General features: G+C 41.4%; 19 protein-coding genes and 1 tRNA gene. 15 read left to right on the top strand and 5 right to left on the bottom strand.

Annotated features, from left to right (window positions below):
- Positions 1-17 precede the first annotated feature (17 nt).
- The 3 genes from MD536_RS14095 to MD536_RS14085 are packed head-to-tail and all read left to right on the top strand — an operon-like array spanning position 18 to position 2,414.
- A complete protein-coding gene (locus MD536_RS14095) occupies positions 18-1,016 on the top strand; it encodes a sugar phosphate nucleotidyltransferase (protein WP_239601250.1) in 999 nt (332 codons plus the stop codon).
- Positions 1,017-1,024: 8 nt separating this feature from the next.
- Complete coding sequence (locus tag MD536_RS14090; RefSeq protein ID WP_239601249.1) at positions 1,025-1,978, top strand: NAD(P)H-dependent flavin oxidoreductase; 954 nt, start codon at positions 1,025-1,027, stop codon at positions 1,976-1,978.
- Between the two features lie 10 nt (positions 1,979-1,988).
- On the top strand, positions 1,989-2,414 hold the full coding sequence (locus MD536_RS14085) for a carboxypeptidase-like regulatory domain-containing protein (RefSeq protein ID WP_239601247.1): 426 nt from the start codon (positions 1,989-1,991) through the stop codon (positions 2,412-2,414).
- A gap of 71 nt (positions 2,415-2,485) precedes the next feature.
- On the opposite strand, the gene MD536_RS14080 is transcribed toward MD536_RS14085, so the two are convergent.
- From MD536_RS14080 to MD536_RS14065, 4 genes are all read right to left on the bottom strand, one after another.
- A complete protein-coding gene (locus tag MD536_RS14080) occupies positions 2,486-3,250 on the bottom strand; it encodes a hypothetical protein (RefSeq protein ID WP_239601245.1) in 765 nt (254 codons plus the stop codon).
- 252 nt (positions 3,251-3,502) lie between these two features.
- A complete protein-coding gene (locus MD536_RS14075) occupies positions 3,503-4,795 on the bottom strand; it encodes an ABC transporter permease (RefSeq protein ID WP_239601243.1) in 1,293 nt (430 codons plus the stop codon).
- Between the two features lie 16 nt (positions 4,796-4,811).
- Positions 4,812-5,744, bottom strand: coding sequence for an ABC transporter ATP-binding protein (locus tag MD536_RS14070; RefSeq protein ID WP_239601242.1), 933 nt, complete (start codon positions 5,742-5,744; stop codon positions 4,812-4,814).
- An 85-nt stretch (positions 5,745-5,829) separates the two neighbouring features.
- On the bottom strand, positions 5,830-7,386 hold the full coding sequence (locus MD536_RS14065; protein ID WP_239601240.1) for an NAD(P)/FAD-dependent oxidoreductase: 1,557 nt from the start codon (positions 7,384-7,386) through the stop codon (positions 5,830-5,832).
- A gap of 137 nt (positions 7,387-7,523) precedes the next feature.
- Here MD536_RS14065 and MD536_RS14060 point away from each other — a divergent pair, with 137 nt between their 5' ends.
- The 9 genes from MD536_RS14060 to MD536_RS14020 all read left to right on the top strand — a co-directional run bounded on the left by MD536_RS14060 (position 7,524) and on the right by MD536_RS14020 (position 17,184).
- Positions 7,524-8,279: a 5'-nucleotidase C-terminal domain-containing protein gene (locus MD536_RS14060; protein WP_239601239.1), complete on the top strand. Its 756-nt coding sequence runs from the start codon at positions 7,524-7,526 to the stop codon at positions 8,277-8,279.
- Complete coding sequence (locus MD536_RS14055; RefSeq protein WP_239601237.1) at positions 8,269-9,207, top strand: bifunctional metallophosphatase/5'-nucleotidase; 939 nt, start codon at positions 8,269-8,271, stop codon at positions 9,205-9,207. The genes MD536_RS14060 and MD536_RS14055 overlap by 11 nt, the downstream gene beginning before the upstream one ends.
- A 93-nt stretch (positions 9,208-9,300) precedes the next feature.
- Entirely contained in the window at positions 9,301-10,734 is a 1,434-nt protein-coding gene (gene dnaA, locus MD536_RS14050; RefSeq protein ID WP_234866936.1) for a chromosomal replication initiator protein DnaA, read from the top strand.
- A gap of 78 nt (positions 10,735-10,812) precedes the next feature.
- Positions 10,813-10,903 (top strand) — tRNA-Ser (locus MD536_RS14045).
- Positions 10,904-11,448: 545 nt separating this feature from the next.
- Positions 11,449-12,042 carry a hypothetical protein gene (locus tag MD536_RS14040; RefSeq protein ID WP_239601235.1) on the top strand — a complete coding sequence of 198 codons (594 nt, stop codon included), beginning with the start codon at positions 11,449-11,451 and terminating at the stop codon, positions 12,040-12,042.
- Positions 12,043-12,263: 221 nt separating this feature from the next.
- Entirely contained in the window at positions 12,264-13,133 is an 870-nt protein-coding gene (locus MD536_RS14035; protein ID WP_239601233.1) for a toll/interleukin-1 receptor domain-containing protein, read from the top strand.
- Between the two features lie 227 nt (positions 13,134-13,360).
- The gene (locus tag MD536_RS14030; RefSeq protein WP_239601232.1) at positions 13,361-14,722 is read left to right on the top strand and encodes a hypothetical protein; all 1,362 of its coding nucleotides are present in this window, start codon (positions 13,361-13,363) and stop codon (positions 14,720-14,722) included.
- A gap of 214 nt (positions 14,723-14,936) precedes the next feature.
- Complete coding sequence (gene dgt / locus MD536_RS14025; RefSeq protein WP_239601230.1) at positions 14,937-16,502, top strand: dGTP triphosphohydrolase; 1,566 nt, start codon at positions 14,937-14,939, stop codon at positions 16,500-16,502.
- Complete coding sequence (locus MD536_RS14020; protein ID WP_239601228.1) at positions 16,483-17,184, top strand: hypothetical protein; 702 nt, start codon at positions 16,483-16,485, stop codon at positions 17,182-17,184. Before dgt ends, MD536_RS14020 begins: the two co-directional genes overlap by 20 nt.
- A 381-nt stretch (positions 17,185-17,565) precedes the next feature.
- Here the strand turns inward: MD536_RS14020 and MD536_RS14015 are convergent, their stop codons facing one another.
- Positions 17,566-17,958, bottom strand: a complete 393-nt coding sequence (locus tag MD536_RS14015; protein WP_239601227.1) for a transposase — start codon at positions 17,956-17,958, stop codon at positions 17,566-17,568.
- Positions 17,959-18,594: 636 nt separating this feature from the next.
- Between MD536_RS14015 and MD536_RS14010 the strand changes: the two genes are divergently transcribed.
- From MD536_RS14010 to MD536_RS14000, 3 genes are all read left to right on the top strand, one after another.
- Positions 18,595-19,053, top strand: a complete 459-nt coding sequence (locus MD536_RS14010) for a DUF4145 domain-containing protein (protein WP_239601225.1) — start codon at positions 18,595-18,597, stop codon at positions 19,051-19,053.
- Positions 19,054-19,462: 409 nt separating this feature from the next.
- Entirely contained in the window at positions 19,463-20,008 is a 546-nt protein-coding gene (locus MD536_RS14005) for a hypothetical protein (RefSeq protein WP_239601223.1), read from the top strand.
- Positions 20,009-20,236: 228 nt separating this feature from the next.
- Positions 20,237-21,271, top strand: a complete 1,035-nt coding sequence (locus MD536_RS14000; RefSeq protein WP_239601222.1) for a hypothetical protein — start codon at positions 20,237-20,239, stop codon at positions 21,269-21,271.
- The last annotated feature ends 92 nt before the right edge of the window (positions 21,272-21,363 follow it).

The raw sequence follows: 21,363 nt of genomic DNA, 5'->3' as shown, positions 1-21,363 counted from the left end.
AATTTCACCCCCAAGTTATGAAAGCGATTATCCCCGTAGCCGGTGCTGGTACCAAGCTACGCCCTCATACATATACCCAGCCAAAAGCTCTGATTCCATTGGCGGGAAAAACTATTCTTTCCATTATCGTTGATCAGCTGGTGGAAGCTGGTGTAAAGGAATTTATTTTCATCATCGGGTACCTGGGTGATAAGATCCAGGACTTTGTGGAAGAGAAATACCCTTACCTCGAAACACATTTTATACAACAGCACGAACGCATGGGTATTGGTCACGCGATTCTGCTGACCCGCGAGCTCGTGAAAGAAGATGAAATCATTGTTGTATTGGGCGATAGCATCTGTGAATACGATGTAAAAGAAGTGATTGAATCTGACACTTCCCTCCTGGCAGTGAAGCGTGTAGATGATCCCCGCGATTTTGGAGTAGCCGAAATCAATGAGGAAGGATTGATAACCAAAGTGGTAGAGAAACCCCAGATTCCGAAAAGCAATATGGCCCTTACGGGTATTTACAGAATCCGGGAAACGGCCCTGCTCTTTGAATGCCTGGATAATAATTTCAAAGGCAATGTCACTTCCTATGGCGAATTCAACCTGACCGACGCATTGGAATGTATGATTGGCGGTGGTGCCACCATTCGGGCTTACAAAGTGAAGAACTGGTTCGACTGTGGTAAAAAGGAAAGCCTGCTGGAGAGCAATGCCATCCTGCTCAAGAAAATGGGACAAAGTATTGCGGCTGATAAACCGTTTGAAAATACCATTATCATTCCACCGGTCAGCATTGCCGCGGGCTGTGATATTTCCAACAGCATCATTGGTCCGAATGTAGCCATCGGAGAATGTGTTACGATCAGCGATTCCATTATCAAGGATTCTATCATCGGTTCCTTTGCCGATCTGAAGGATATCGTGCTCACACATTCGCTCATCGGATCCGATACAGAGGTAAGAGGTGAGAGTCGCAGTTTGAATATTGGCGACAATACAGAAATCGATCTCGGTAAACGATAATATTTTTTATGGCGGAACTTTTTAGCAACAACCGGATTTGCGGCTTGTTCGGCATTCAATACCCCATCATTCAAGGCGGAATGATCTGGGCAAGCGGATGGCGTTTAGCCAGTGCCGTTAGTAATGCAGGCGGACTCGGATTACTCGGTGCCGGCAGTATGTATCCCGAGGTGTTGAAGGAACATATTCAACAAATGAAAGCGGCTACCGATAAACCTTTTGGTGTGAATGTGCCCTTGTTGTATCCGGATATTGAGCAATTGATGGATTTGATTATTTCCGAAGGCGTAAAGATTGTATTTACCTCTGCAGGCAATCCGGCTACCTGGACGACCAAACTGAAAGAGCAAGGCATCACGGTGGTGCATGTGGTAAGCAGCAGCAAGTTTGCACGCAAAGCAGAAGCAGCGGGATGTGATGCCGTGGTAGCGGAAGGCTTTGAAGCAGGCGGCCATAATGGGAGAGAGGAAACCACCAGTTTTGTTTTGATTCCTGCGGTACGCGCAGCTGTCAACATTCCGGTGCTGGCAGCAGGGGGTATTGCAACCGGCCGGCAGATGCTGGCAGCCATGGTGCTCGGGGCAGATGGGGTACAACTCGGAACCCGGTTTGTAGCCAGTGAGGAGGCAAGCAGTCACCCCGCGTTCAAGCAGGCCCTGATCAGTTCCCAGGAGGGAGATACCCAACTCAGTATGAAAAAACTGGTACCGGTTCGACTCCTGAAGAATGCCTTCTATCAGCGCGTTTGGGAAGCAGAGCAGCGAGGAGCAGATCCCGCTGAACTGAAGGAGATCCTGGGCAGAGCAAGGGCCAAAAAAGGCATGTTTGAGGGCGATCTGGAAGAGGGTGAACTGGAGATCGGACAAGTGAGTGCCCTGGTAAAAGAAATATTACCAGCTAACGAAATAATTCGTAATTTAATAACTGAGTTCCGGGCGGCTGTGGAAACCAATTACTCGTAAAACTGCAACCATGAAATTATTCAGCACACTGCTTATCAGCGCAAGCCTCCTGGCTGCCGGATCAGCTTTCGCCAACAATGGCACTACTCCCAAACCAGGCAGTGAATTGCCAAAAGAAGATGCCACTGTGCATGGATATGTTGTAGATGCCCTTACCAAAAAGCCAGTACCCGGAGTAACAGTTTCCGCCTCTCATCAAAAGAAAAATTTCAAGAAAGAAGTATCCACCGACGCAAGTGGTTATTTCAAACTCGATGATATGCCTTCCGGGGAAGTCCTGATTTACTTCGATAAGAAAGGCTACCGCATGCTGAAAAAATCTCCGCTTGTACTGAAAGATAAAACCGTCACCAAACTCACCATCGACCTACGCGAAGAAGAAATGGATACGGTGTATGAGCACCCAGTGCTAAGATTGATTGATGGAATATTTTAAGTTACTCTCCCTCTAAATAAGAAAGAGCCTGGCAACGACCAGGCTCTCTTTTTTTTCATATCGGACAAGGTTTAGTCCTTTTTTATATCGAAGCGATTGTTTTTGTTTTCAATCACTGTGTTTTTATCCGGGAAATAGGAGCGGTATTTTTTCAGCGTGGCTTCGGATTGTTTGTTGCCATCAATGATCAAAGCTTCGCCTGTATATTCAATGCGATAATTGGCTTCGTCTTTGATCAGTCCTTCTGCTTTCATTTTGCCGATCATTTCCTTGTAACCTGTTAGCAGCACTCTTACTTTCGCGATTTCTGCTTTCGCATTTTTCAATTCCTTTTCCATATTGGGAATTGATTTTTTGAGTTCGGATTCCATTGATTCCCGCTGCGCCTGCAGTTCTTCTTTCATTCTGGACTGGTCGAGTTTCAATTGAGCCATTGCTTTGTCCAGCTCTTTGAGATGTGCTGCCAGTTCTTCCTTGCTAAGCATATTGGATGCCAGCTCTTCTGAGAGCTGCTTTTTGGAAGCTTCCAGTTCTTTCATGGCTTTGGCCAGTTCCCGTTCAATTTCTCCGGAATTGAGCTTCGCCAGTGCCGCCTGCATGGATTTCTCCACCGACTCCCAGTTTTTACTGCCGAGTTCCAGGGTCAGGGATTTCTCTGCCTTGTCGAGTGATTTCAGATGATCGTCCAATGATCCCGGTACAGTATCCACCATCGGCTGGTCCTCCAGCAGCAACTCACCCATGAGTCCGCCTGAATGAATAAATGGAAAAGCCTGTACACTGCCGATGCTAAGCGCTAAGCCCGCAGCCAAAAAGAGTTGTTTGAATTGTGTCATGGTAAGGAAGGATTTGGTATTACGAATTTGTTCGTATAAATGTACGACTAGTTTCGTAATAAGCAAGAATCACCATGTAATTTTGGAAGATTTAACAAGTAAGTGAGATGTGAGACGTGAGATGTGAGACGTCAGACGTGAGACGTGAGACGTTTGGAGCAATCACCCCGAAATAAAAAAAGAGGCACTCGATTCTTGAGTGCCTCTTCGAAGTATTTGGGTCCATGCGTCTCACGTCTGACGTCTGACGTCTCACATTCTTGCCCACTTCCACAACTCCTTCCACGTTACCTTCTTCCCGTACATCAGAATTCCGGTACGATAGATCTTAGCCGCCAGCCAGGTGGTACCGAGGAAACCGCCGATCAACAGAGCAATAGAAAGGATCAGCTCCCAGGCCGGAACACCATAGGGAATCCGGGCCATCATCACAATGGGAGAAGTGAGGGGGAAGAGACTGCCAAAGATGGCAAGCCCGCCATCGGGATTGTTGATCGCCTGGGTCATGATCACAAAAGCAAAGATGATGGGCATTGTGATGGGCAACATCAACTGCTGCGCATCCTGCGGATCTTCATTCACCGCACTGCCTACTGCAGCAAAGAGAGAAGAATACAGGAGATAACCACCCAGGAAATAAATGATAAAGAGTCCGACAATCATGAACATATTCACCGACTGCAAATTGTTCATAATAGTAGTAACCATCGAGGATTTAGCAGCACCAGCCTGGTCTACCGCCGCCTGTGCAGCACCCGCCTGCTCCATCACCTGCGGGAACAATACCGGAATCAATAACTGCAACGACAACATCAATACACCCCAGATCAGGAACTGCAACAATCCTACTGCACCAATCCCTACAATCTTGCCAATCATCAACTGATAAGGCTTCACACTGCTCACCATCACTTCCGCAATGCGGTTGGTCTTCTCTTCCATCACACCGCGCATTACCATCGAACCATAAATAAAGAGCACGAGGTAAATCAGGAATCCACATATAAAACCGAGCGCGGTAGCAAATCCGGCATTGCCTGTTTTACCATCCGACTTGGATATTTTCAGATCCACCTTGGTTTTGTTGGTCTCCACCTGCTCCAGGGTAACTCCGGGTGCCAGCAGGGTTTGCAGACTGCTTTTCTCCAGCGCCTTGTTAATGCGACTCTCAATTTTGCCCTGTGTCATCAGTCCCACGTTATTGCGGGTATGATACTGCAGACTATCGCGCCGGCTGATGCTATCCGGCAGCAGGATATAACCGGAATATTTTTTATCCACCAGGTCTTTCTGCAATTGCGCGGTATCGGCTTGTTTCAGAAAAGTAAAACTCAGTGTCTTGTCAGACTGGATCTTGTTTTCCAATACGCCCTTACTATCTACAATGGCTACCCGAATATCCTCTTCCCCTTTTACACTGAAATAAATGATCAGTCCATACAGGCCAAAAATTAAAATTGGCAACAGAATGGTGGAGAGTAAAAACGTCTTTTTCTGCACGCGACTTAAAAACTCGCGTTTTATGATGATAAATGTCTTGTTCATGGTTCTGTGTTAATGGTTAGGAAGCGGCTTGAAAAGCACGGGTGGTTGCATGGGTTCCTTCTACCAGGCGAATGAAGATATCATTCAGCGATGGCAGGATTTCGGTAAAGCCAAGCACGGGTACCTGGTTGCGAATCAACTCTTCCAGTACTGCATTGGTACTTGTACCTGTTGCTAACTGAATCGTGTATTCATGACCGTTTTGTTGTACCAGTTGGAATTGTGCAGAAGCCGGTAAGTTAATCCCTTCTTCTGTCAGCACCTTGAACTGGTTCTTCTTGTATTCCTGCTTCACGCCATGTACTGTGCCATCCAATATTTTCTGTCCCTTGTTCACCAGGATGATCTGGTCGCAGATCTCTTCTACCTGCTCCATCCGGTGGGTACTGAAGATCACCGTACAGCCTCTTTTCGCGAGGTTGTAAATCTCTTCCTTAATCAGGTTGGCATTTACGGGATCCAAACCGCTGAAGGGCTCATCGAGAATGATCAGCTTGGGCTCGTGCAGTACAGTTGTCACAAACTGCAGTTTTTGTCCCATCCCCTTACTGAGGTCCTCTACTTTTTTGTTCCACCAGCTCTGCATTTCGAATTTCTCGAACCAGGTCTTGACTTTGTCCAGGGCCTCCGCCTTGGAGAGTCCTTTTAACTGGGCCAGGTACACGGCCTGCTCGCCGATCTTCATTTTCTTGTAGAGTCCGCGTTCTTCGGGCATGTAGCCGATGTGCAGGATATCATCCTCCGCTTTGAAAGGGCGGCCATCAAAAGTGATTTGTCCGCCATCGGGATAAAAGATCCCTGTTATCATGCGCAGTAAGGTCGTTTTACCGGCACCGTTAGGTCCGAGTAAGCCGAAAATACTACCCCGCTCAATCGAAAAACTGATATCATCTACGGCTTTGTGTGCGCCGTAATGTTTTTTCAGGTTGTGAACCTCCAATAAAGGCATATCTGGTGTTGTTGGTTTAGAAAGTTATAGTTGCTGTCTATTGGATGCCGGAAAAACCAAAACATTACAGTGGCCACCAAAAATATTATTGTTGGTAGATGGCAGCCAGGACCCGCGCAATGCGTTCTCCGTCCATGGCGGCACTTACAATGCCTCCTGCATAACCAGCGCCCTCACCAGCAGGGTATAAATTTCCTATCTGCGGGTGATTCAGCAACTCCGGGTCTCTGGGTATTCTCACCGGGGAAGAGGTGCGCGACTCGGTAGCTACTACCACAGCATCGCGGGTATAATAGCCTTTCATCTTTTTTCCGAATGCCTGGAAACCACCGGCCAGGCTCTTAAACACAAAGTCCGGTAGCACTTCCCAAAGCGGCGCGGACTTGATCCCGGGCAGATAAGAACAATCCGGTAAATCAGTCGAAATTCGTTTCTGTACAAAATCCGTCATACGCAGCGCCGGACCAACCAACTGTCCGCCCCCTGCTGCAAAAGCGCGCTGCTCTACCTGGCGCTGAAACTCCATGGCACCAAGGGGACCTTTAAACCGTTGCCAGTCTTTTTCTTCTATGCTTACCACCATACCGGAATTCGCATAAGGGTTGTTGCGCTTGGAGGGACTCCAGCCATTGACCACCAACTCACCCGGAGCAGTAGCCGCCGGCGCGATGATACCCCCCGGACACATACAGAAAGAAAATACCCCGCGGTTCTCCACCTGTTGCACCAGGCTATAGGAAGCAGGCGGCAGGAATTCTCCGCGGGTGGGACAATGATATTGTATCCGATCAATCAGCTCCTGCGGGTGTTCAATGCGCACCCCCAGGGCGAAGGGCTTGGCTTCAATCAGTATCTGCTGGCGATGGAGCAATTCAAAAATATCCCGGGCCGAATGACCAGTAGCCAGGATCACGGCATCACCCTCAAATCGGTTGCTCGAGGCTGTTAGGACTGCTTTAACCTGGTTGTTGACCAGCTCAAAACCGGTCATCTTTTCTTCAAAGAGGAAGAGGCCACCACTCTGCAGGATCTGTTCCCGCATGGCTACCATAATATGCGGCAGTTTGTTGGTGCCGATATGGGGATGCGCTTCATAGAGGATCCGCTCATCCGCCCCGAACTGCACAAAGAGTTGCAGGATGCGGTCGATATTGCCTCTTTTGGTTGAACGGGTATAGAGTTTACCATCACTATAGGTGCCGGCCCCTCCTTCTCCAAAACAGTAATTGCTTTCGGGATTGACAATGCCCTGTTTGTTCATCGCAGCCAGATCGCGCCGGCGGCTCCGGACATCCTTGCCTCTTTCCAGGATCACCGGGCGAATGCCCAGCTCAATCAGTTGCAGGGCGGCAAAAATGCCACAGGGCCCCGCACCCACTATAATCACCTGGTGTTGGGCGTTTCGTACATCCGGGAACTGAAATACCTGGTGGGGCCGTTCCACAAAAGGTTCATTGATAAAGGCACGCAGACTAAGGTTTATCCTTATCTGCCGGCCCCGGGCATCAATGGATTTTTTGAGAATATGGAAACCGGTGATGGCTTGTCGCGATTGACCACTGGCAGCGGCCAGGTAGTCAAGAATGGACTCGGGATGAGCAGCTTCCGCCGGACTCACCTGTATCGTGAAGGTTTGTTGCATGGTTAGGTAGTTGTCCTAAAACAAGGCAAAAGTAGTTCGTCTAAATTTAACCGCTGCGTAAAAACACTTCATTTATATTTGCACCCCTTTATTGAGGTAGCAACACCTTAATAAAGTTGTATCTTAAGTTTTCGTCTATGTCCATGTATTCGTCTGCCTCCATACGAGTGGCAGTCCTGCTAGCTGTATTTGCTATAACAGGCTGTGCCACCTCCTACCAGCCCTCGCAGGTTCAGTATGATTCTGTGCGAATCACTGATAAAGCGCCAAGGGATCCCAAACTTGAAGCCATACTAAGTCCCTACGCCGATAGCGTGAACAGCAGCATGAACAAAGTGATAGCAGAGCTGGCTATATCCATGGAGAAAAAAATGCCGGAAGGTACCCTGAACAACCTGGTAGCCGATGCCCTGCTGGCAGAAGCAAAAAAGGCCTATGGTGTTGTGGATGCGGCTTTCGTAAATTATGGTGGTGTGCGCATCTCACAAATTCCAGCCGGACCCATCACCATCGGAAAAGTATTTGAGTTAATGCCCTTCGATAACCTGCTGATCATCCAGGAGCTGAAAGGAAGCGTGTTCCAGGAATTCCTGAACAGAATTGCGGAACGTGGAGGCTGGCCGGTAGCTGGCGTGCAATTTGTGATAAAGGATAAAAAAGCGATTGATGTACTCGTAGGAGGCAAGCCACTGGATCCGCAGGCAACTTACCGGGTAGCTAATTCCGATTATATCGCGAATGGTGGAGATGATTGTGATATGCTGAGAAAGCTGCCACAGATCAATAAAGGCATATTAATGCGGGATGCTTTCCTGCATTATTTCGAAGCACAGGCAAAGCAGGGAAAAAAACTGAATGCAGCACTTGAAAACAGAATTCGCTATGCTCAATAGAAGAAAATTTTTACAAACGGCAGGAATGGCAACCGGTGCCTTGCTGACACAGCGGGTACTGGGACAGGAAGGACTGGAAGAAAATCCGGTACAACAATTGACCCTCTTACATACCAATGATGTACACAGCCGGCTGGAACCCTTTCCGATGGATGGTAGTCGAAACCAGGGATTGGGAGGAGTAGCAGCAAGAGCGGAAGCAATCAGGACCATCCGGGAAAAAACAGAGCAGGTATTATTAGTAGATGCAGGAGATATCTTCCAGGGCACACCTTATTTCAATTTCTACAAAGGGGAGCCGGAGATGAAAGCCATGCAGGCAATGGGTTATGAAGCAGCCACGATGGGCAATCATGATTTTGATGCGGGACTGGAAAATTTTGCAACACAGTTACAACATGTGCAATTTCCGATCGTGGTAGGCAATTATGATTTCACGCATACACCGATGGAAGGTAAAACAAGACCTTACCATATTGTAAAGAAAGGAAAATTGAAAATCGGACTAACAGGTGTTGGTATTGAGTTGAAAGGATTGGTGCCTGACAACCTGGCTGGAAACACGGTTTATTTAGATCCGATTGCAACAGCAAACAAGTGGGCAGCGCATTTGAAGCGAAACGAAGGATGTGACCTGGTTGTCTGTTTGTCACATTTGGGATACAAGTATCGGGAAGCGAATAAAGTGAGTGATGAAATACTGGCACGAGAAACAGAACATATTGATGTGATTATAGGTGGACATACACATACGTTTTTAGATGCACCTGTTGTGTATAAAAATAAATTTGGATCGGATGTGATAGTGAATCAGGTGGGGTGGGCTGGAATCGTTCTAGGCCGCATGGACTTTGAGTTTCAGCGGAATAAAAAGAAAAATTTGGAGCGATCTCACAGTGTTATTATTGGCAAAAAAACAAGTGAGTAAAAAATTTTTTTTTCAACGAAAAAATTTGATATTCGTCCCCCTACGTTAATTTTTTATCAACGTACTACTAACAAAAAAACTTCACGCTCACAAATGACCAAAACCTTAGATACAGTCTGGAATAGTTGTCTGGAGATCATCAAGGATATCGTGGAGTGGCAGCATTTCAAAACCTGGTTCGAACCAATCAAACCCGTTGAACTCAAGAACACCGTACTCGTGATTCAGGTACCCAGTCAATTTTTTTATGAGTATCTTGAAGAGCATTATGTAAACCTGTTGGCAAAAACATTGCGCAGGGTGTTAGGGAAAGACGCACAGTTGGAATATCGTATCATGGTGGATAGTGGTAATCATAAAAGCAAGCCATTAACAGTGGATGTACCAGCACATGGTTACAAGACCTATTCCAATAATGAAATGGACTTCCCGTTGGTGATCAACAATCCGGTAAAGAATCCTTTTGTGATTCCTGGATTAAAGAAGATGCAAATTGATCCGCAGTTAAATCCCATTTATACATTTGATGCATATATAGAAGGTGATTGCAATCGCGTGGCACGCCGGGCCGGTAAAACGGTGGCGGAGAAACCAGGTGCGAATTCATTCAATCCATTGGTCATATATGGTGGCGTAGGATTGGGTAAAACGCATTTGGCGCAGGCGATTGGGAATGAGGTGAAGCGCATCAATCCGAACAAAGTGGTATTGTATGTGAGTTCGGAGAAATTCATCAACCAGTTTGTGGATCATAGCCGGAACAATGCGATCAATGATTTCATACATTTTTATCAGTTGATCGATGTGTTGATCATTGATGACGTACAGTTCTTCAATCGGGCGGAAAAATCGCAGGATGCGTTTTTTGCGATCTTCAACCATTTGCACCAGAGTGGCAAGCAGTTGATCTTAACTTCAGACAAGGCGCCGAAGGATCTGGAGGGCGTGCAGGAAAGATTGCTGAGTCGTTTCCGGTGGGGCTTGAGTGCGGATTTGCAGATGCCGGATTATGAGACGCGGATAGAGATATTGGAGCGGAAGATGAAGAACGATGGATTGGACATGCCGAAGGAGGTAGTAAAGTACCTGGCCTACAATATCAATAACAACGTGCGGGAGCTGGAAGGGGCCTTGATATCGCTTTTGGCACAATCTTCGCTGAACCGTAGGGAAATTGACCTCGATTTGGCCAAGAAAGTACTCCGTAACTTTGTGAAGACCTCTTCCAAGGAAATCACTATTGAAGCGATCCAGAAGATGGTCTGCGATTATTTTGATGTTCCGTATGATAAGTTGCTGCAGAAGACCCGGAAGCGGGAGATTGTGCAGGCCAGGCAGATTACGATGTACCTGGCGAAATCCTTTACCAAGAATTCGTTGAAGACGATCGGCGAGCATTTTGGGGGCCGGGATCATACCACGGTGATCCACAGTTGCCAGACGGTGAAGGATTTGATGGATACGGACACGATCTTCCGGGAGAATGTGATGGAATTGCAGCAGAAAGTGCAGTTAGCCAGCTTGTAAAATTTCGGGTGAAATATTTGGGTGGAAACCCTGGAAATAGCTATTTTTGCGCTCCCTGAATGCGATTCGGGGACGGTAGGTGAGGTGCCTGAGTGGCCGAAAGGGCCGGTTTGCTAAACCGTTGTACGGGCTTAAACCTGTACCGAGGGTTCGAATCCCTCCCTCACCGCAGGAAATGCAGTCTTCTTTGAAGGCTGCATTTTTTTGTGCCGTTCGGGGGTGTGTGCACCGTCCATTCGGCAGAAGTTGATCGTCCATTCAGTCATCCGGCACTGTTCCGGCACCGAATATTGACTGTTGTTTTACTGTTATTGAAGCGTTAGTGAAGCCTTCCTGAAGCGTTCGGGCGGGGTTTTGGGGAGGGGGGTATTTTTCCCGTAACTCCGGGAAATTACGGTTTCCCGGAATAAAAAGATTTTCAAATTAATTATATTGTTGATACTTATTCTGTGACTCCCGGATGGGAGTGATGTGGCGAAGCTATGGAGTGAAAAGGAGCGGGTCATTAGTACCCTGCTAATTAAAATTTGAAAAAACGCAACTGCAAATAATTTTTCGTTTTCACTTGGAAAAACTGATTTGCGCAATTACAATATGACTTAATGCGAAGAACAGGCTTGATAATGGATGAATTATTTTTTTAAAGAAGCGCGTCTAATCGCGTAAATAAATGCGTTAGCAGTGATTCTTAAGACAGCAAATGGATCGTAAATAATGATGCACAAACTTTTTCTGATAATTTTGATTTTATTCCAAAGCTTTTTATCGACAGGCCAAATTTCGAGTGGGAAATCGCCGAGTGCACTATCGGACTCAGTTGAATTTGGTGGAAACCCAAACTGCATATATAAACTTACATACAATCCAACTGAAAGACTTCAGCTATTTCCTTTTGTATCAGCGCATGAAGTTTGGCTAGTTTCTTTTCCATATTTCTTTGACAAGAATATTCCTTTGCTTTCGTTTGACAGGCTTGCTATTGATAGTTCCATCTTCAAGGAGACAGCGAAATTGACAGCGGGAGCTGTAGATAGCCTCACTGACATTTTATATAACCTAAGTTATTCTCATCAAATTGACTCTCTGAACGGATATCCAATTTTGTATGCAGTAGGAGAAAAGGACTGCTATATGCCTCGAAACGCAATTTTATTCATTGACTTAAAAGGAAAAACATTTGGTTACATAGAGTTGTGCTTTGAATGCAACCGACATAGGGAAAGTTCTAAAGCAATCCAAACAGGGGATTTTTGCTTGCAGAAGTATAATCAACTGAAATTGTATTTCATCCAGCATTCGGTCAAATAAGGATCGACCGAATTGGACTAAAACTATTACGACTGAACACCCTACTAACGATGGCATTGGCGGCAGGCGGGCGGGACAGCTATGAAATTGAACATTAAATTATATAATCAGCGGCAGAATATTGCGGCGGTAGGAGAAAAGTTCTCCGCAACCAGGCGGACGGAATATTAAATCCGCCCGACCGCCAATGCCCGGCCATTAGGCGCTATTCATTGAACTCGATGAAACCGAAAGTATTTTTATCACATAGTAAAAAAGACAAAGATTTCATAATCAAAATTGCTGAATCTTTACGTTTAGCAAGAATTGAGTGTTGGTATGACGATTGGGAAATACCTCCGGGTGAATCTATCAGGCGAAAAATATTTGAAGATGGACTGCCGAGCTGTGATTTGTTTCTAATATATCTATCTGAACACTCAATCTCTTCTTATTGGGTGCAAAAAGAGCTTGACTCAATGTTAAGCATCGAATCAGAATCTAAAGACAAACTTTTACTTCCTTTTATCAACAAAAATGAGCTGCGAGCAAGTTTGTCGCCAGACTTGAAAGCACTAAGCGTTCCAGAATTAAATAATGAAAATTATATCGAACCAATATGCAAACTAATTGCTCGGACTTGGGAAATCTTCTCAAACAAACAACTGAATAAACAGAAAGAAGGTTTTCTTCATAGCCAAACTCTTCTTAGGAATCAAGTTCTTGAATTGGAGAATAAAATACTTCAAATTCAACTTTCCGGAAACGCTGACATTGAACGTTTGAGACAAAATTTACAAAATACAAAGTATACACACAATGAAGTGACACTTACTTTAGAAGAAATATTCAAATCCATTTGCGTAATGCTTGCCGATGGATCATCGAAGTACGACCTAACTAACAAAATAAGTCATGATTTCAAGTACGAGCATGATGTTTGGGGTTTTGGCAACAACCAAATAGAATTTGCAAAAGAAATTCCTGAATTATTAGGCAGACTTGTTATTCTAGGCGTTATTACAAGAATACCATCTACAAGCGAATATGTCAATGAGGAATATAGTCTTTCTTCATTTGGCATCAAAGTCGCAAATAAATTAATGACTTGACAACAGCGCCTAACAGGTAATATGGCGGGCGACGAAAATATTCTCAACTTTTGTTCGCTATTCAGCTTCGGTTTCTTCAGACGAATAACGCGAGGCAACAGAATAATTAATGAGCTTTTGTATCTTTAATCTGCAGCGGCACCGGGCAGACATAACACAGAATACCGCCAAATCGCCAATGCTTTAACGTTACTAGTAATGCAACTCACCAATACATCCAGAACGTCATGAAAGAAAGTTCAGAAGTGCCAACTATTAAGTATAAGTTTGATTCTATCATTAAAGACTTCATTGCGAAGATTGAAAGCTTAAAGGAGACAATGCCATTAGTTATGATATTGATGTCATTTAACAATAGCGAGTCTCATAAAAAGTTTGCCGACTTTATTGACAAAAATGGTATCCCCGAAAATTCTGATGATGGAGAAGAAAAGCTAACATTTTCTCCTGAAGACAGTCACAATTTCAGTATTTTCGAAAAAAACGCTTCCATTGCTTCTAATGCGCTTGAAATTATTCCAAAAAGTCTTTTCGTAACACTCATAAGTGAGTTTGACTCTTTCCTTGGTAGGTTAATTCGGGAAATCTTCAACGCGAAGCCCGAGATACTAAATGCAAGCGAGAAAAATCTGACTTTCCAAAGATTAATCGAACTTAAAAGCATCGAGGAAGCTAAAGAGTACATTATAGAAAAGGAAGTTGAAGCTATTTTACGAGAGAGTCATTCCGAACATTTTAACTGGCTTGAAAATAAGCTTGGAATTACATTGAGAAAAGACCTTTCAGTGTGGGAAAAGTTTGTTGAAATAACTGAAAGGAGAAACCTATTTGTTCATTGTGACGGCGTTGTTTCAAGTCAATACTTAAGTAATTGCAGAGGTGCAAAAGTTAAATTTGAGAAGCAAATTCAAGTTGGTGAAAAACTTGATGTCTCACCAGAGTATTTTGATTTGGCTTATAAGAGCCTATATGAAATTTCTGTCAAGCTTACTCAAGTTATTTGGAGAAAATTATTAACTAATGATTTAGAAAAAGCTGACGAAAGCTTAAATGACATATGTTTTGAATTACTCAAAAACAGACATTTTGATTTGGCAGATATTCTTCTTGACTTCGCGACGAACGTTCTCAAAAAGCACCACAACGAAGAGACGAAAAATGTTTTTATCGTTAACAAAGCACTTTCTCTCAAACTTGGAGGACAAGAAGAAAAGTGTAGAGATATAGTTTGTTCTAAAGATTGGAGCGCATGCAGTGATAAGTTTAAAATTGCTAAAGAGGCATTGCTTGACAATTTTGATGAAGTTCGTAGACTTATGATAAAAATAGGAGATGACGGAGAGATAAATAAGGTTAGCTATAAAATATGGCCATTATTTGAAGGGTTTAGAAAAACACAAGAATTTCCCCAGTGCTATCAAGATGTTTTCGGCGAAGAATACAAGCCAATTGAAACGCCCAAAAAGCTAATCGAAGAACTTTTTTCGAAGGCAAAAAAGTCTGACCAGGAAAAGTTAGAATATGAAAAAGAATTAGAAGAGCAAATTCCTCAAGAAGACAGCACTACTTCCAACAGAAATATTGGCTGAAGGAGGGCGGGACGTTGGTGCTTCAACAAAAGATGAATGATGGGCAGTGGATCAAACTTGTTGCGATTTCTATTAGGTTATTAGAATTATAATTGAAAATTTGTAAATAAATAAATTGCTTGACCGAGCGGGACGTTAGTTATGACCCTGCCTTCGCCAATACATGAACGTTGGCGATAAGCATAAAATGATATCATAAATTAAACCAAAATCCATGAATTGGGAAAAATTACTTAGCAATTTTCGACTAAGAGAATCAAATAGAGGAACAGACACAAGGAATGATTTCGAGAGCGATTTTGGTCGAATTATATTCAGTCCTGCAATAAGGAGAATGCATGACAAAACTCAAGTATTTCCTTTGACAGCAGACGATAATATACACTCAAGACTTACTCATTCAATGGAAGTAATGGCAATTGGACATTCTTTAGGAATTAAAATATGTGAGGACGAAGAATTTGTCAAAAAAATTGGTAAGACCAAAACTTACTTGTATAGAGAGATTCCGATAATACTCAAAAATTCATGCTTAATCCACGATATTGGAAACCCACCCTTTGGGCATTTCGGGGAAACTGTATTTCAGAATTACTTTGTTAACTTTTTCGAAAATAATCCATCACTTATCCGTACAGATGAAGAAAAGCAAGATTTTACCTTTTTTGATGGCAATGCACAGGGCTTTAGAGTTGTTACAAAACTTCAAATATTAAATGATAAATACGGGTTAAACTTGACGGCTGCAACACTTGGTTCATATTTGAAATATCCAAACTACGGAACTAAAGTAAAATCAAAAATACATAAAAAGAAAAGAGGGGTATTCCAATCAGAAATTGAATATCTAAAAAAAATTGCAGAGGAATGCGGATTAGAGATAGACGGTGAAATTGTAAGACATCCACTTTGTTTTTTAATGGAGGCCGCTGATTCAATTTGCTATTTAGTCATGGATATTGAAGATGGCTTTAATAAAGGGTGGTACGACTTCGATTTTATTGTTAAAGAACTTAGCAGTGTTGACGGCATAACAGAAGAAGCTGAAAAGATTAAAAGCAGTAATACAGGAGTTGGCGAGGAAATTACAAGAATGGTAAAATTCAGAATATTCTTAATACAGTATCTTGTAGATTTAGCTGCAAAAAACTTTCTAGAAAATTATCATTTTATTTTAAACGGCAAGTATAACAAGGAATTAATATTCCATGACGACAAAGGTTTGGCGGAAAAGTTACAAAAATTTTGCTACAGCAAAATTTTTCCAAGTAGAGATATTACTTCGCTTGAGTTAACCGGGCATTCTGTGATAAGTGGGTTATTGGATATTTATATTGGTTTTGTGTTTCATAAAGAGGAAGCCTACAGAAAAAGGGCTGCTGGTTTAATTTCTGATAGTATAATCCGAGTTTCTATTGAAGAAAACAAACAGTCTATCTTTTTAAATAGAGTTTCACAATTAAAAGAAAAAGCAAGTAAAGAAACCGATTCTGCAACAAAGTACAAAATCACAAAAAAATGCACCTTCCTTGAAACTTCTCTCAAAGAATTAAATAATTTAGAGGAAAAATTGAAAAATTCCAAAACAAAGGAAGAAAGCAAAGCTATTTTGAACGAACTTCGAGGAGCTGAAAATAAGGTTTATACTATCGTAAATCCGACATTAGATGATTTGAATAATTATTATAAACTTAGGGTAATCGTAGACTATATTTCAGGAATGACAGACCAATTTGCTTTATCTCAATATCAAAAACTAAGTGGCCAAAAAATTATCTGATATAGAACAACTAATCAAAGAAAAGGAAAAAGATTTTATTCCATATTTGAAAGAACTTTTGGATAAAGAAGTTTTTTCCTTTCTTATTGATTTAAGTAAACTTGATAGTCTGTACTTATTCAGTGGAATTATCAGAAACTATTTTCTTGGAGTTAAAGAAGTAAGAGATGTTGACATTATGATTGACAGCTCAAAAGATATTAGTGGATTTGTAAGTAAATTTAAACATAGAAAAAATAGCTACGGCGGATATAAGATATTTATCAATGACACTACAGTAGACCTTTGGTATTTGCAAGATACCTGGGCATTACATAATTCTCAAAAGGTTATAGAGTTTGAATTGGAAAAATATATTCCAAATACAGCTTTTTTTAACTTCTCTTCTATCCTCTATTCTTTCGAAGAGAATAGTTTTATTTATACCAAATATTTTTTACGATTCCTTAGGGACAAAAAAATTGACTACGTATTTGAACCAAATGCTAACTACGCTTTATGCGTTGTAAACAGTTTTTATTACCAAGACAAATTAAAACTTGACTTTACTGACAAACTAAAGGAGTATTTACAGAAGTTGAATAAAAAATATTCGTCAGATTATGAAAATGTTCAACTAAAACATTTTGGAGAAATAATTTATTCGAAGACTGAAATTCAAAAGGAAATCGCCGAGATGTAGACACAGTAAAGTCCTTCCGCCAACAACATAACTTCGTATGGTACGAAGCACCAATGATGAAGCAGCTGATGCACAGAATCTCGGTTGCCCGACTATTACTTATGGTATTTGAATAGTAGATGTTACTTGTTTAAGAGAAGAAATCAGGAGGACTTTTCTGATCTGGTAATGTTCAATGTATTAACCTCCTTATTAAGGAAACATCTTTTTAGTTCGGATCAGCATTTTCACTTTATTCTCCTGCCAATTAGTACTGTTTTTCACAAATAACGGGTATGATTTTCCTAGGCCTGTTCAGCAATTCGCTTTAAAAAGGTTGACTTTACACTTGATGTTACTTGTTTCACTATTTAATAGGTGGTCCCCGTTGATCATAATGCATCACATGTTGTATTTGTCTTTTTTGCAACAGGGACAAATCACCTCAAAGGGGGGGTAGTACTGCAGTAGGTTCCTCTTTTTTAATGCTTTTATTTTCGGTGTTAATTGTTCCCGGATCGTTAAAAGTGTTGTTTGCATTACCACATTACTCAACATACCATAATACTGGATCCACACAAATCCTTTAGGCAGGATATGCAGCGTAATACGTCTGATAAATTTTACTGCAGAGAATGCCATTTCTTTTTTAGTACCCAACTGTCGGTAATCCATATAGGTATACTGAACAGTTTGGTCATAGATGCCATGATTGCTGATCGCAATCATGTATGTATTGCACCCTAGGTATTCAATAACCTGGTCTGGACCATCAAATGGACGTTTGGCGTACACTACAAAAGGGTTGCAAAAAGCTGGTTGAACAATTCTGACGCTTGTTCAAGAAACGCTATGCGCAGCGGTGCCACATACCTGGCTAGAATAGGGCTCTTACTGCTTTAACCTGATAGAGAAACTAAAATTTTCACCGTGTGCTCTTCCATAGACCAACGGATCTGATTCCACAACCCGGAATAATACAATGCAAGTGCGGATGCTAGGTCTAAGTTTGTACCCAGGTATGCAAAATGTTGATCATGCCGGTTTGGGCACCCAGGTGTTGGGATCCAATTCTTGGGATTGAATCGTATACCAGGCAGTAGAAAACAACAAACCGTATACAGCTGACGGTTGATATAGTGCCAACTGCTTAATCGCCTCCGGCAAAATCCTACTTGCAAAATAAACTACTACCGCTCTAAACGCCAACTTTATACAGCATAAGGCTTTATATTATCGGAGAGGGATAATGAAACTTCAGCTGTAGATCAATGGTGAGCATCAGTGCAGGCATGTTACGTTTTTAATTAATCTTTTGATTATAAATATGAACTTTTGAATATAAATAATCGACAGAGCCGGGCTGGATGTTAGTAATGGCTCTGGAAATTAAAGTTTTTCAATATTTTATGAATTGTTTTTGAAACGTATATGAAAGGACAATACATTTCTCCAGAATTAAATTTAAAAGCATTCAATTGCGCACATTGCCATGTTTACTCACATCAGGCATGGTATTTTTTAAGATCTTCTCAAGAGGCAAACGGTTACGGATACCAGCATGAGGATAGGCGATTTCGTGTATCATATTGTGAGCGTTGTGGAAAAAGTACAATTTGGCATGGCGAACTAATAATTTATCCTCAAACATCCATTGTTGAACCGCCAAATAAAGATCTTCCAGAAGATATAATCAACGACTATGAGGAAGCTGCTCTAGTATTGGGTACTTCGCCAAGAAGTGCTGCAGCATTATTACGCTTGGCAATTCAGAAACTGTGTAAAGTGCTTGGTGAGCCTGGAAAAGATATAAATACAGACATTAAGAACTTGGTAGCAAAAGGGCTTCCAAGCAAAGTCCAAGAAGCGCTAGCAGTGTTCGGGTTATAGGTAATGAAGCCGTTCATCCTGGAGAACTTAACCTAAACGACAATAGAGATATTGCGAATAAGTTATTTAAACTCGTAAACTTTATTGCAACGAAGCTTATTACAGAACCAAAAGAGATTGATGAAATTTATGCTTCCTTGCCGCAAGGAAAACTTGACGGAATTAAACAGAGAGACAAAAAATGAGTTTATTCAACCAAAAGTTTGCCGTTAGTCTGGCGGACGGAATAACTATCGGCAGTTATACTACTATCAGCTAATATCGTGCTGACCAAATTCTATTTGGCATTTAGTTATTAGCATCTACTTCAGTTTTTCAATCGGCTTCAGTTGCAGGGCTTGTATAAATCAACAATACCATCCCTGCGGCAAGCATCTAACGTTATACACAATAGCTTAAATTAAAAAAAATGGAAATTTTCGAAACATGGTTTGACATTCGTGAAGAATCGTCAGACACTGAAAACGTACTCCTTTTTTTATCTGAGTTGCCTTTGAAATTTCGAATAATTACAAACAAGAGTAATTCTAATTTCCTTTTGCAATTAAAGATTTCAGAATCAGAAAGCATTTCTGTGGAAAGCTTTTTAGCTGCTTTAGAGGAAGCAAGTCGAATATTAATTCAGAACTTAGAAACCATAAGAAAACAACTTTATTTGGATGGTTATCGACGTCGCTTCGAATCAAGGCTATCCCAAGTAGGTTTTACTAATAGGTCTCTACGACTAAAAGCAGCGACGTTAAATTTTCACTGGCGACGTGTTAGACGTAGGGTTGGTGATGCTGTAGACTCAATAATTGATTTTTCCAACAATCCGATAGTTAGAGTCCTGCGTCGGTTTCTTGAATATTTAAATTCTATTTTGGGAAGTTTGACTAAAGTTATTCCGGGTGTTGAGGCTATAAAAGAGATTAAGGAAATATTGGAATCCTTTTTAGGAATCGCTGACGACTAAAATAATTCATATTACATAGCATTGCTTAAAGCTTGGCAGGACCGAAGAAACTTTGGCATTCGTAATTCTAATATGCGACTAATTCCAGACGATGTTGTGTTATTTAGCCTTTATTTTATTTATTAAACTTTTGTATTTCAATTTGTCTTCAGTTATCAGCTGACAAAGCGGTAATAGAACGCCTTCAGCCATGCCGGTCCGATTGATTTCATATTTTCAACTAAAACTATGGATAAAACAATACGAGAATCAGTATCAGTTACTCAGTTTCTAACGTATACTGTAACAGATCTTTTACGGCAAGAATTGGGTGTAAAAAGTTTTCAAGAAGTTGAGCATATTTTGAGTGACACAAAACGTATGTTGGATGAAATGATTTCTATAGCCGAAAGTCATGAATCAATTCCAATCGGTCTAAAGAATTTAATATTTACTTACATTAATGAGTTTAATGTTTTTGCTGCGGAAATTAAAAACTATAATATAGATAATGATCCATCGAATTTTCAGCTGAGAAATCGTATTATAACAAATATTCAAAACTGGTATCTGAATATTTTTCAAGGATTTGATAATAATAGAAACATAAATAACTTTCTGCAAGTCTATAACTCTTTGAAAATACACAGCTTGCTAGGCCTTCAAAAAGATAAGGCAGAAATTGATAAGTTAAAAGAAGAAACCGAAACAGCTAATAAAAAGGCAAATGAAGTAATAAGTTTGCTGCAATCAAAAGCTTCCGCAGAGACAGTACAAGATTATGCTACAATTTTTCAAATGCAATCATTAAAACATTCAAATTTTATTATCGGATTTAAACCGTTGCGGTTTAGATTGGGAAATGCAGAAGTTTGGTTGTTTATTTCATTAATTCAAATCTTCTCTTTTGGACTACTTGTTGTAAATATAAATAGAATATTTCCAATAGATTTTAGTAATAAGCCGTCAATTGTGACTGTAGAATTAATAACAAGGATATTAATTATAAGCTTTTCTATTTATTTAATATCCTTTGCTTTCAAACAATACAATATTCAAAAACACTTACACACACTTAATAGACATAGACAAAATACGCTGAACTCATTTAAATTATTTATTGAATCGTTAGACGCAAATGACATTGCAACGAGAAATGCTCTAATGATGGAAGTCGCTAAAGCAATTTATGAATCTGGTCAATCAGGGTTTATAAGTGGTAAAGAAAGTACTGACAATACTCCTTCAATAATCGAAATGACAAGATTTGTAAATCAAAAATAAAATACGACTAATATTTAAATGACTTATAAGGCAGTTTGAGATTCGAACAATAAGTGATGATTGATCCTGCTCTACATCTGCTGTGCCTGGGT

This window comes from Flavihumibacter cheonanensis, assembly GCF_022352215.1.
GTDB classification, from domain to species: domain Bacteria; phylum Bacteroidota; class Bacteroidia; order Chitinophagales; family Chitinophagaceae; genus Flavihumibacter; species Flavihumibacter cheonanensis.
The sequence above is the reverse complement of the archived record's forward strand: the minus strand, read 5'-3'. Positions and strand labels throughout refer to the sequence as shown.